The organism is Salinivibrio sp. SS3 (assembly GCF_001722105.1).
Classification (GTDB): domain Bacteria; phylum Pseudomonadota; class Gammaproteobacteria; order Enterobacterales; family Vibrionaceae; genus Salinivibrio; species Salinivibrio kushneri.
Genome location: NZ_MEBQ01000021.1, coordinates 24576 through 36055 on the forward strand (window position 1 = coordinate 24576; position 11480 = coordinate 36055).

At 47.1% G+C, this 11480-nt stretch carries 10 protein-coding genes; 9 read left to right on the forward strand and 1 reads right to left on the reverse strand.

Translation table 11 applies throughout. From position 1 onward, the window contains the following. Positions 1-9: 9 nt before the first annotated feature. On the forward strand, positions 10-1047 hold the full coding sequence (locus tag BGL48_RS08795) for a DUF2955 domain-containing protein (protein WP_069362292.1): 1038 nt from the start codon (positions 10-12) through the stop codon (positions 1045-1047). Between the two features lie 166 nt (positions 1048-1213). Beyond that, positions 1214-2818, forward strand: coding sequence for a methyl-accepting chemotaxis protein (locus BGL48_RS08800; protein WP_069362293.1), 1605 nt, complete (start codon positions 1214-1216; stop codon positions 2816-2818). 81 nt (positions 2819-2899) lie between these two features. On the opposite strand, the gene BGL48_RS08805 is transcribed toward BGL48_RS08800, so the two are convergent. Continuing rightward, positions 2900-3796 (reverse strand): LysR family transcriptional regulator, encoded by an 897-nt coding sequence (locus BGL48_RS08805; RefSeq protein ID WP_069362294.1) that lies wholly within the window; start codon positions 3794-3796, stop codon positions 2900-2902. Positions 3797-3938: 142 nt separating this feature from the next. On the opposite strand from BGL48_RS08805, the gene BGL48_RS08810 reads away from it, so the two are divergent. The 7 genes from BGL48_RS08810 (at position 3939) to BGL48_RS08840 (ending at position 10859) form a co-directional block, all read left to right on the forward strand. Next, entirely contained in the window at positions 3939-5087 is a 1149-nt protein-coding gene (locus BGL48_RS08810) for an S-(hydroxymethyl)glutathione dehydrogenase/class III alcohol dehydrogenase (protein WP_069362295.1), read from the forward strand. A gap of 38 nt (positions 5088-5125) precedes the next feature. After that, positions 5126-5962, forward strand: coding sequence for an S-formylglutathione hydrolase (fghA, locus tag BGL48_RS08815; RefSeq protein ID WP_069362296.1), 837 nt, complete (start codon positions 5126-5128; stop codon positions 5960-5962). A gap of 404 nt (positions 5963-6366) precedes the next feature. Continuing rightward, a complete protein-coding gene (locus BGL48_RS08820; RefSeq protein WP_069362297.1) occupies positions 6367-7047 on the forward strand; it encodes a hypothetical protein in 681 nt (226 codons plus the stop codon). A 42-nt stretch (positions 7048-7089) separates the two neighbouring features. Continuing rightward, positions 7090-7272 carry a hypothetical protein gene (locus BGL48_RS08825; RefSeq protein ID WP_069362298.1) on the forward strand — a complete coding sequence of 61 codons (183 nt, stop codon included), beginning with the start codon at positions 7090-7092 and terminating at the stop codon, positions 7270-7272. Then, entirely contained in the window at positions 7262-8335 is a 1074-nt protein-coding gene (locus BGL48_RS08830) for an LPO_1073/Vpar_1526 family protein (RefSeq protein WP_069362299.1), read from the forward strand. Before BGL48_RS08825 ends, BGL48_RS08830 begins: the two co-directional genes overlap by 11 nt. Before the next feature lie 658 nt (positions 8336-8993). Next, entirely contained in the window at positions 8994-9815 is an 822-nt protein-coding gene (locus BGL48_RS08835; protein WP_069362300.1) for a hypothetical protein, read from the forward strand. A gap of 501 nt (positions 9816-10316) precedes the next feature. After that, a complete protein-coding gene (locus tag BGL48_RS08840; protein ID WP_141698079.1) occupies positions 10317-10859 on the forward strand; it encodes a hypothetical protein in 543 nt (180 codons plus the stop codon). The last annotated feature ends 621 nt before the right edge of the window (positions 10860-11480 follow it).

Sequence of the window (11480 nt, forward strand, 5' to 3'; positions counted from 1 at the left end):
GAGCTGACGATGAGGTTATGGCATCACCCCTTAAGCGATAACGATGTGCGCCAGTGCGCGCGCATTGCCACAGGTGCGACGCTCGGTTTTGCGGTGTGTAAGTTTTTCGGTTTTAGCTTCGGAGTGTTTTTTACTGTCACGCCGATGTTGTTGCTTGGCCTTGTCCCAGTGATTAACGGTCGCGCGGCACGGCAATTGCTCGCCTCGGCGGTGATCAGTGGGATAGAGGTCGGGCTGCTCGGCGGATTGTTTGGTGCACACCCTGGGCTAATGACACCGCTGGTGTTCTTGCTCTTCACCTACAAATTTGCCTGTATGTCCAAAGGGCGCTTTTTTCTCTTTGGCGCCAACAGTGTGTTAAGCCTGAGCATTATGCTGCACTTTGCCAGCTATCCCGATTTACCCATTAACACCTTAATTTTCGGTAACCTAGGCGCCAATGTGTTATCGGTCGCGGTGGCGTATCTCGTCACTTGGTTAATTCCCGATGTCACGCCGCGTCAGCCGCCTGCTGCACCGGCAGGGGGAAAACAATCGCACCGGATGCGCCACGAAGCGCTAATGGGCGCGACCTTGGCGACGGTCTCGTTTTTCATCTTTCAGTTATTTGATTTGCGCGATTCGATTTCAGCACAAGCCACCACTGTGTTGCTACTGTTTCCGATGCACTGGAACGGATCGCTCAGCTATGCCCGAAAACGGGCGATAGGCACAGTGCTCGGCGTCGCTTACGGCATTGGCTGCCAAGTCATATTATATGATTGGTTTAACGTGCTGATTTTAGTGATCCCGCTGTTATGGATAGGCACCATGCTGTTTGCCAAAGCGCACTTAAAAGAGGCCGGGGGCTCAGGTGTGGGGTTTGGTGCCATGGCTACGCTTGGGATCTTATTCGGGCAATACTTAAGTCCCAACCAAGACTTTATGTATGATGCCTTATACAGAGTGAGTAGTAACCTGGTAGCGATTGTGCTCACCTTGATGTTGTGTTTTATGGTGCACAAGCTGCTTAATTGCTTTTCCGCGACCCGGTTTGGTGCCGCGTAAGCGTATGAACTACTGAATATCTTCCTCGCTTTAGTCAATTGATAATGATTATTTTTGCGGTAAATGTCTCATCCTAATTTGACTTTTGCGAGGTATCGCTTGTTTCTCCTCCGACCTGTCGCTATGCTCCATGGCTGTTATGATGCACAGATAGGAAGTCAGCGAAGTGAAAAAACTCATCCTGATCGTGGTATGCGCCATGTTTGCCGTTGCGGCAATTGCCAGTATCACCGCAACCACCTTTATCTCGCATGACGAGATTGACAACATTATTCTCAAGCGTTCGCAAGCACAGGCTGAGCTCCTGGCCGATCGTGCTGAATACATTCTAGAAAACTCTTCTACTCCCACCGCCGATTTACAAGACATGGTGTCGGGTCTCAAAGGTCGCGACGACATCAGCTATGCGGTAATGATTGATAAAAACATCAAAGCCATTGCCCACAGCGACACCCAAAAGCTGGGCAAGGTGTATAGCGATAACTATACCGTCGCCGGTGCCGGTCAAGGCCAACCGCAGCATTCTCGCTGGTATGCCGATGTGCAAGATGTGTGGGTATACGACATTATGATGCCGGTTTATGTCGATGGTCGCCTGTGGGGCGCGTTTGATGTTGGCATTCCGATTACGGAGGTCGACGCGGCTGCTAATGGTATCGCCATTGCCCAGCTCACCGCGATTGGCTTGATTTTTATTGGTTGTACCCTGGTGCTGGTATGGCTATTAGGCCGTTTATTCGCGCCACTAAAAGGCCTTGAGGATGCGCTGACCGATATCTCCAAAGGTGACGGTGACTTAACGGTGCGCTTGCCGGTGACCGGCAACAACGAAATTACCCACATCTCAGAGGCGTTTAACACCTTTGTGGAAAAAATCGACCAAATCATCGCCAACGTGGTGGAAACTGGTGAAGAGCTGGGGCGTTCGGCTGAATCGCTACGTGATAAAGCGGCGCACTCGCTGAAACGTGGCGAGTCGCAAAGCGAGCAAGCCTTGCTGGTGGTCACCTCGATGAATGAGATGATTGCTACCATTAACGAGATCTCACAAAGCGCCTCGAATGCGGCAGATTCAGCTTCGTCGGCCAACAGTGAAACCGAAGCCGGTAAGCAAACCTTGAGCGAAGCAACCGCGACGATTAACCAGCTCGACACTGAGATGGACAATATGTCGACGGTGATCACTTCGCTGGCCGAGCGCACCCAATCCATTGTGTCGATTCTGGATGTGATCCGGGGGATCTCCGAGCAAACGAACTTGCTTGCCCTCAACGCAGCCATTGAGGCAGCACGCGCGGGCGAAGCGGGACGTGGCTTTGCGGTGGTGGCTGATGAAGTGCGCAGCCTGGCGACCAAAACCTCGCAATCGACCGAAGAAATTCAATCAACCATCGATCAGCTTCAGCAAGAGGCGAAAAACGCGGTTGACGCCATGGATACCAGCAAAGCGCTGACCACCGAGGGCAACCGTGCTACTGAGCAAGCACTGACCGCACTCGAAAGCATTGCCACGCAAGTCAGCACCATCTTGGATATGAACACCCATGTGGCGACGGCGACCGAAGAGCAATCGAGCGTGGCCAATGAAATCAACGTCAATATGGATACCGTCAACCAAGCAGCGCAAGCAGGGCTGGATGATAGCCACAGCCTTGAGGCGAGCAGCCAAGACTTGGCCGGTTTGGCGCGCACCTTGGACCACCATGTCGGGGCATTTAAAATCTCGGCAATTAAACCCACTGGGAACACATTGCGGGCAGCGCGCGACTAATTCAGCGTGTCCCTCGAGCAACCTTGATCGCCAGCCCTGTGCTGGCGATTTTTTGCTTAATCATTAAAAAAGTAGAGGTTACTAAACACCTGTTCGAAGCTGCTGGGCGGGTAAGTGCTCGGCAAGATATGCCAGCCAGGCGGCTATCTTGGGTTGCAATTGACGCCCACTTGGATACAGCGCCCAAATGCCCTCATCGTCTACCCGATAATCGGTTAATACTTCTTCTAACTCGCCGCTTGCCAACGCGGATTGCACGTAATAATGCGGCAGTTGCGCCAAGCCTAATCCGTGCTTGGCGGCATTGAGCAATGCGACGCCTGAATTGCAGCGCAACCGGCCTGACACGGTTAACGTGCGCACCTTGCCGCCGCTTTGGTAGTGCCAGTGCTCGTTCGATCCCACCAAGCAGCTGTGATGACTGAGCGCACTAGGCGACTCGGGGCGGCCATTTAAGGCCAAGTAGCCTGGACTGGCGCAGATGGTTAACTGCCGTGAGCCCAGTCGCTTGGCTTTCAGGCTTGAGTCGGGCAAGTGGCCAATGCGGATCGCCACATCGGTACCGGTATCGGTCATATCCACTCGCCGATTGGTTAGATGCAAATCCACCGCCACTTGTGGATACGCCACCATAAATGGCGAGAGCAACGGGGCGATATATTGCTCCCCAAAGTTAACCGGTGCGGTGACACGAATAGGTCCGGCAGGTAAAGACTGAGCTTGAGTAATGGTTTGTTCGGCATCCACTAACGCGGCCATCAGCGGTCGGCAGCGCTGATAATAGAGCTCACCCTCATCGGTTAACGACACCTTCCGCGTAGTACGATGAAACAGCTTCACCCCTAAATACGCCTCGAGCGCAGCCACCCGACGACTCACTGACACCACTGTGGTATCGAGTTTATTGGCCGCTTGCGTGAAGCTGCCATGCTCGGCGACCGATAAAAATTCGTTAAGTCCTTCCCAATGGGGCGCCATTGCTGTCTATCCTGTCATTATTCACCCATATACATTATTACGTGAGTGAAATAATAATTTTCAAATTTGCGGGATTATAACTAAAACTAACTTGGTTAGCATAGTCAGGTACGCAATTGACAAGCACAGAAAGGAACCTTCAATGGCACTCTCAATCCAGCCAGGACAAACACATATCAAATCCAAAGCCGCCGTCGCATGGGGGCCAGGCCAGCCACTGAAAATGGAAGAGGTTGACGTTGAACTGCCTAAGCCGGGTGAGGTGTTGGTCAGAATCGTCGCTACTGGTGTGTGTCATACCGATGCCTTCACCTTATCGGGCGACGATCCGGAAGGGGTCTTCCCGTCTATTCTTGGCCACGAAGGCGGCGGGATCGTCGAAATGGTCGGCGAGGGCGTGACCAGCGTAGAAGTGGGCGACCATGTGATCCCGCTTTACACTGCCGAATGTGGCGAGTGTAAATTCTGCCAATCTGGCAAAACCAACCTGTGTGGCGCGGTGCGTGAAACCCAAGGCAAAGGCCTGATGCCAGACGGCACTTCGCGCTTTTCGATTAACGGCGAGACCATTTTCCACTACATGGGCTGCTCGACCTTCTCGGAATACACGGTATTGCCAGAGATCTCATTGGCGAAAGTGAGCAAAGCCGCGCCGCTAGAAGAAGTCTGCCTGCTTGGCTGTGGCGTGACGACCGGCATGGGCGCAGTCATGAACACTGCCAAAGTAGAAAAAGGCGACACGGTGGCGATTTTCGGTTTGGGCGGCATTGGCCTGTCAGCGATCATCGGTGCCCGTATGGCCGGCGCAAGCCGCATCATCGGCATTGATATTAATGAGAGCAAGTTCACCCTTGCCAAGCAGCTGGGCGCCACCGATGTGATTAACCCTCAAGACCACGACAAACCTATCCAGCAAGTGATTGTGGAGATGACTGACGGCGGCGTCGATTACTCGTTTGAATGTATCGGTAATGTCGATGTGATGCGCCAAGCGCTCGAGTGCTGCCACAAAGGCTGGGGTGAGTCAGTGATCATTGGGGTTGCTGGTGCAGGCCAAGAGATTTCGACCCGTCCGTTCCAGCTGGTGACAGGGCGCGTCTGGAAAGGCTCGGCATTTGGTGGCGTTAAAGGCCGCTCAGAGCTACCCGGCATTGTCGAGCGCTACCTCAATGGTGAGTTTGGCCTGCAAGAATTTATTAGCTACACCATGGGCCTTGATGAAGTAAACCGCGCCTTTGACCTGATGCACGAAGGCAAAAGCATTCGCAGCGTGATCCACATGGACCAATAATAGGACGGCCGCCGTGGCAACGCGGCGGTAAAATAACCATGCAACTAGAAAAAATAAGCGAAAACAAAGTCGCAGGCGGTTGGCACCAACGTTGGCAGCATGACTCAAGCACCACCAACGGCAAAATGACCTTTGCGATCTTTTTGCCAGAGAAAGCGAAAGAACAACCAGTGCCGGTGCTCTATTGGCTCTCGGGCCTGACCTGCACCGACGAAAACTTTATGCAAAAGGCCGGCGCGTTTAAACAAGCTGCCACCTTGGGCATGGCGATTGTGGCACCGGACACCAGCCCACGCGGCGAGGGTGTGGCGGACGCCGATCAATACGATCTCGGCCAAGGGGCGGGGTTTTATGTTAATGCCACCCAAGCGCCGTGGCAGTCGCACTACCAGATGTATGACTACGTTGCTCACGAACTGCCGGAGCTGATTGAATCGCACTTTGCGGTCAACAACCAGCGCGCGATTGCCGGACACAGCATGGGCGGCCACGGCGCGTTAGTGATTGGTTTGCGTAACCCCTCACGCTACAGCAGCATTTCCGCGTTCAGCCCGATTTGTCACCCCACCGAGTGCCCGTGGGGCAAACAGGCCTTTAGCGCCTATTTAGGCGATGACGAACAAACTTGGCAAGCCTACGACGCCACCGTATTACTCGCCCAAGCCCCCACCGCCATGCCGATGCTGGTGGACCAAGGCGACAACGACGGCTTTTTGGCCGAGCAGCTTAACCCGCAAGCCCTAAAAAAAGCGGCAGAGAAACACAACTCTCCGCTCACCTTGCGCATGCAACCGGGCTACGACCACAGCTACTTTTTCATCAGTACTTTTATTGATGAACACCTCGCCTTCCACGCCACTCGCTTTGCGCGGTAAGGCACAAACCACGTCGAGACCCAAGCGGCCACCCAGGCCGCTTTTTTTGTACCCATTTCACAAAACATGGCTTGGCTAACACTTTGGACAATAGCGCACGAAAACCAACACAGCGCTTGATACACTACCCCGAAAAGTAGCCAATCAAATGGCGTGTTAGGTGCCGAAAACTGATCGGCGGTAGCTTGGTGAATGCATGGGTGGTTAAAGTTTAACGCTGGGGATAGTGTGAATACCCGAGTGGAGATGGGCGGCATGCACAATATTACCGCTGAGAGCTTAACGATAAAGATAGAAAACTTAATTAGTATCATGTGGTTATGGATAAAACGTGGCGTGTGACGGTTTTGATAAATCGAGCATGCACGCTAATATAATGTTAGCTTTCACCGCTCGGAGAATATATGGAAGAAATTGAAGTTTATAGAGTCCTTATGGACGAGAGATGGGAGCTAGAGGATTTGTACACTTTTCCTCATACATATTCTCAAGCTCACGCCTTTATATATTGCCTGGATTTTGATTTGGACGAGAATAAAGAAAAGCGTATAGACTTCTCTTTAATTAATTATCCTTGGCAAGGCGGTTATAGCTATACGAATATCTACAGAGTGCTGAGTAATCTAATTCCTGAAGAAGACTCCCCTAAAATAGCGGAAATTAAATATGCCTCTCCTGGGTGGATAGATCTCTTAATGAACCCTGATGTGGCGTTAAAGGTTGCAAAATCACTCGGTATACTTATTGGAGCAGGAGTCGCCGCCGTAGAAGCATTTAAGCAAATAGATAAAGCACGACTAGAAATGGCAAGGAACCGTAAGCGAAATCAGATGGAACTGGTTAAGTATTCTGCTGATGAAGTCAAATATCTAAATCAAATGTCCGAAGAGCTAGCAAAAAATCTTGGATTCAGTAATTTGGATAAGCTGAGCGCTAGAACTAAAAATCCAGAGGTAACACTAAAGCTGCTTCTTGCTCATCATAGAAGGATGAATAAAATGGCAGAATATGTTGCAAGCGGAAAAGCCAGTTTGCCAACTAAAACAGAGAAAAAGCTAACAAGTCAAAGCACTCGGACGCAGTAAACTGCGCCGGTTTTTTGAGGCGCTATACGATTAGGATAAGCTATGAGTTGGTTGATAGAAAATAAAGAGTGGATATTTAGCGGTGTTGGCGTGTCTTTGATTGTGTTTATTCTTTCACTTTTTAGTAAAAATAAGCAATTGAAACAATCGCAAACGTCAGGCAACGATTCTAAGAACTACCAAGCGGGTGGTGATATTAAAATGGGTCAGGACGATGATAAATGATCAAACCCAAAAACAACAAGGGGGTGACCACTCCACTAATGTTCAAGGACAATCAGTAGTTATTAACCAAGGTCTCAGTTATTCTGATGCACGCGAAATAGCATTAGATGTATACAGATCTAATTTTTTGCAGTTGTCGAAAAATGCAGCAGAAGTTGCTCGAAGTCGCGCTGAAGAGCTTACAGATGATTTCTTAAAAACGTTAAAAGAGAAAAATTCAGAAGCATTGATCGAAATGGAGCAGCCATCGATGCAAGCGGCACTTTACGAAGCACAAAAACAATACGCAAAGTCCGGGGACTCTGAACTAGAAAAGATGCTTGTAGATATTCTTGTGCAGCGAGCTCAAACTAGTGAACGTAATACTAAGCAAATTGTCTTGGATGAGGCTCTTTCAGTTATAAGTAAGTTGACTCAAGAGCATCTAAATATTTTGTCTATGAACTTCACTTTAATCCGCTTATCAAGGGGAGATGTTGTCGATCCTAACGCATTGATAAAGTTTATAAAGGATGAACTACTAGTCTTCTTTAACTCTGAGATTGACTACCATAGATCTTGGTTTGAGCACTTATCCTATACAGGTTGTGTTACACCATTAGATGTTGGCGGTTATCCTTCTGTCCCTCAGATACTACTTGTGCAGTATCCAGCTTTATTTCAAAAGGGGTTTGATAAAGCACAGCTTGAAGAAAAAATGGGTAGACCTATAGAGGAATTCAACGCTTTTCTAATGCCATGCTTCCATACGTTGAATTTACTTCAGTTTAATTTGATAAATGATGACTTGGTTGCTGAAAAAGCATCTCAGGTAGGATTGAGCAATGACGACATCAATAAGTTGAAACAGATGTTTAAAGCTTACATGATGAGTGAGCAAGAAGTCAAAGAGTGGTTAGTTGAACGAATTCCAGATTTTGAGAAGTTGATAGAGCTATGGGGCAGTGACCAACAACAGTTTTCAAAAATTAAACTAACTACAGTAGGCATAGCGTTAGCTCAGGCAAATTATAAGAAACAAGTAGAGTCTATTGATTTTGACTTAAGTGTTTGGGTGAAATAACTGTATAACACATATGAGCCCTTCTCCGGTCAATAGGGAATAGCATTTTTTTGGCTGCGCCAGCAGCCAATGCTCACGAACAACAAAGTCGTCTACTTCGTTCTGTCATTTCCGCCATTAAGTCATTGTTTACGGAAAACACATATAGAAGGTCTCTTACTGCGATCTCACCGCTGCCTGCCAATCATGTGACAGGGCCATTAGACATTATTCGGTTAACCCAAGCAGGCGCTATTCAAAAAGAAAGCTAAACGTTTTTTTCCAGTTACCTTGTCTCGTTCCCACGCTCCCGCGTGGGAATGCATATCTAGCTATCATTCAAACGGCAATTGCGCTATGGCCTACGTAACATTATATTCCAAAGGGCATTAAATCATTTAATCGAAAGCTATTGACCCTTTCCGTGAATGTTAGAATAGGGAACTAGTTCATTTCTGTCGCTTTATAGCGACTTCAGCCCTTGGCTTAAACTCCATATTCGTTCCCATGCGGGAGCGTGGGAGTGAGTTTTGCCGTTTTTTGTGAGTTTTAGGGCGATTTTTGACGAAAATCATTAGTTCAGAGGTGGAAAATAGCACGAGCGTGCCTCATTGTTTCAACTAAGGTTTATGAGGAAATTCGTTAGGTGCAGGCGTTTGACTAAGTGGGTGTATTGTTTATGCTAGTTTTTGAAGAAGAATATCGATTATTGTCTCAGGAAGGGCATTTAACTAAATCGAGTTTGCTCTCAGGCTTAGATGCTATCCGGCGAGCAAACATTGATGATTATGGAAGAGGTTTTTTTTACTCGGGGTTATTTGAGCTATCTATTGGGTTCGAACGACTAATGAAAATTGTAATTGTTCTACAGCATAAGTTAGAAAATAAGAATAATAACCCGACAAACAAACAGTTAAGGTTATATGGTCACAACATTATAGATCTTTACAGGAGATTTTGCGAAATAGCATCCAAGCATGACTTGCAAACCGAAATATCCGATAAACAGAAAAATATTCTAGATGTATTATCCATTTTTGGAACAGGTTCTAGGTATTATAACCTTGACCAAATAACAGATTCGTCAAAGCATGAGGATCCTCTAAAAATGTGGTCTCATGTCCTCTCCCAACACATTTGGGGGTTAAATGCTAATGTTAGGAAAAAACTTGAAGAAAATGCTTTCGCGTACGTAGACATAACTGGACAAGCTGATGCTTATTATCATGGTAGAAATATTAATGGTGAGCTTATGATGATTTCAGAGTATCACTATTTATATCATGCTACTGAAAAGGCAAATTACCAGGTTGTATGGTCAATAGTTTCTATGTTGGAACCATTTTATGGACTATTGTACGAGTTGTGTCATAAATTACACCGACTGGCTGATGCATTAGAACATAAGCAGACGGTACCCTTTATGTATGAATTTTTTCCTTTCTTTTTAACTCCTAGAAGTATTGTTGTTAGAAAAAAAAGATGGAGTGTAGATTATTAGCTTAACTAGTTCTTACTCCTGGTGTCTCTCGCTCCCACGCTCCTGCGTGGGAATGCATATCCAGATCTAGCTATCATTCAAACACAAACAGCACCAAAAACTGTGTAACGTTACGCTGGCTAGGGCTTGTTCGCTAAAGGTATTGACGTTGTCCGCGAGTGTTAGAATAGAGATCAAGTGCAGCTCGGTGATCTTGTGGCGAATCCTGCTTATAATTCAAAATCCATATACATTCCCTCACCGGAGCGTGGGAACGAGTAAGAGCTCTGTCTCAAACCAAGCTTAGGGTAGTTAGGGCGGTATTTAGCTGTGCGGAACAATGATTCCGAGCACGCATTATCGTTACTGACGCCGGGATTGGATGTGCCCTATTTCACATTTAATGGCTTTGATGTTTCCCAAAATGGCGCCTTAGTTGAGGTGAAGTGTTACGCTTATCAGTATTGGGGAGTAAACGCTTTCCTTATTTAAATGTATCTTTTAATTAAATGGTTAAAGGTAATGAAAAAAATAAATAATTTTTTTATCTCGATTATTGTTGTGCTAGGTTTAATTGGTTGCTCAATAACTCCTGATGAAGTTATACAGACAAGCTTAAATGGTTATACATATAACAGTTTGGCTCGGAATTATCTTGACCGACCCACTGAAGTAAGCCTTCGGGGAGATACATTTGTAGTCAAAGTACAAGGTTATGGGCAAGACGATATTGGCATGCTGACTGTCGATCGTGAGGACGTAGATGAAACTGTGGCTGCTCTTGATAAGTATCTTGAATGGGATAGTCTGGCTACTAAGCGTGGCGATGTCATCACAAAGAACATTAGTAAAGTCGGAAGCTATACCTATGCTATCTTCGGTACGAAACCGGGTGAGCACTTTTTTATCTCTCATATTCCAGTGCTAGGTGATCATCTAGACGTTAACTATGTTGGCCAGTTAGCCGTTTTATTTCCTCGAGATGAAGTCATAGAGTTACGGAAATTACTTGTTCAATTCAAAACTAACTCTTTCAAGCGACCTGATATGTCTGTTTATAAATAGACACCTTTTCTCGTTCCCACGCTCCCCGCGTGGGAATGCATATCTAGCTTTTATTCAAATACAAGCAGCTCCATAAACTGTGTAACACTGCGCTCGGCAGGGTATTGAATCAGTTTATTTGCTGCTAAAGGTATTGGCGGTGTCTGGAGACGAAGAAATACGGAGTTAGTTCAGTTCGGTGATCTTGTGGCGAATCCTGTCTATGATTCAAACTCCATATACGTTCCCACGCAGGAGCGTGGGAACGAGTTAAACCCCAACCACTGAACCAAACCGAACCCCGTTCGTACTAGGTATCGTCATTTTTAACCGATGCAGTATCCAACGGGGTTCGCGTGAACCCAACCAATCCAACCAAGAGATGCAATAGCAAATGGATGGCGGTCAAACCTCTCCATCGCGATCACCACAGGGAAAACGCATGAAGATCCGCGGCATGCCTGGGCTAGCGATTTAATGACTTAGTTGTCAATTAAGGCTGAAAATCGTGCGTTGAACCATGTTTATTAATTAAAATGAGTGAAAATAAAGGATCAATTTGTTGATCATTTTCAGTGCGATTTAATGGTCTCCTAATGTTTAGGAGATTAAAAATGACAGAAGAAAAAAGTCCATATACAT

What these genes read in the sequence shown, in the direction of transcription:
- BGL48_RS08795 (WP_069362292.1), top strand. Translation starts at nt 10, where the DNA reads ATGAGGTTATGGCATCACCCCTTAAGCGATAACGATGTGCGCCAGTGC.
- BGL48_RS08805 (WP_069362294.1), bottom strand. Translation starts at nt 3,796, where the DNA reads ATGGCGCCCCATTGGGAAGGACTTAACGAATTTTTATCGGTCGCCGAG.
- BGL48_RS08810 (WP_069362295.1), top strand. Translation starts at nt 3,939, where the DNA reads ATGGCACTCTCAATCCAGCCAGGACAAACACATATCAAATCCAAAGCC.
- fghA (WP_069362296.1), top strand. Translation starts at nt 5,126, where the DNA reads ATGCAACTAGAAAAAATAAGCGAAAACAAAGTCGCAGGCGGTTGGCAC.
- BGL48_RS08820 (WP_069362297.1), top strand. Translation starts at nt 6,367, where the DNA reads ATGGAAGAAATTGAAGTTTATAGAGTCCTTATGGACGAGAGATGGGAG.
- BGL48_RS08825 (WP_069362298.1), top strand. Translation starts at nt 7,090, where the DNA reads ATGAGTTGGTTGATAGAAAATAAAGAGTGGATATTTAGCGGTGTTGGC.
- BGL48_RS08830 (WP_069362299.1), top strand. Translation starts at nt 7,262, where the DNA reads ATGATAAATGATCAAACCCAAAAACAACAAGGGGGTGACCACTCCACT.
- BGL48_RS08835 (WP_069362300.1), top strand. Translation starts at nt 8,994, where the DNA reads ATGCTAGTTTTTGAAGAAGAATATCGATTATTGTCTCAGGAAGGGCAT.
- BGL48_RS08840 (WP_141698079.1), top strand. Translation starts at nt 10,317, where the DNA reads ATGAAAAAAATAAATAATTTTTTTATCTCGATTATTGTTGTGCTAGGT.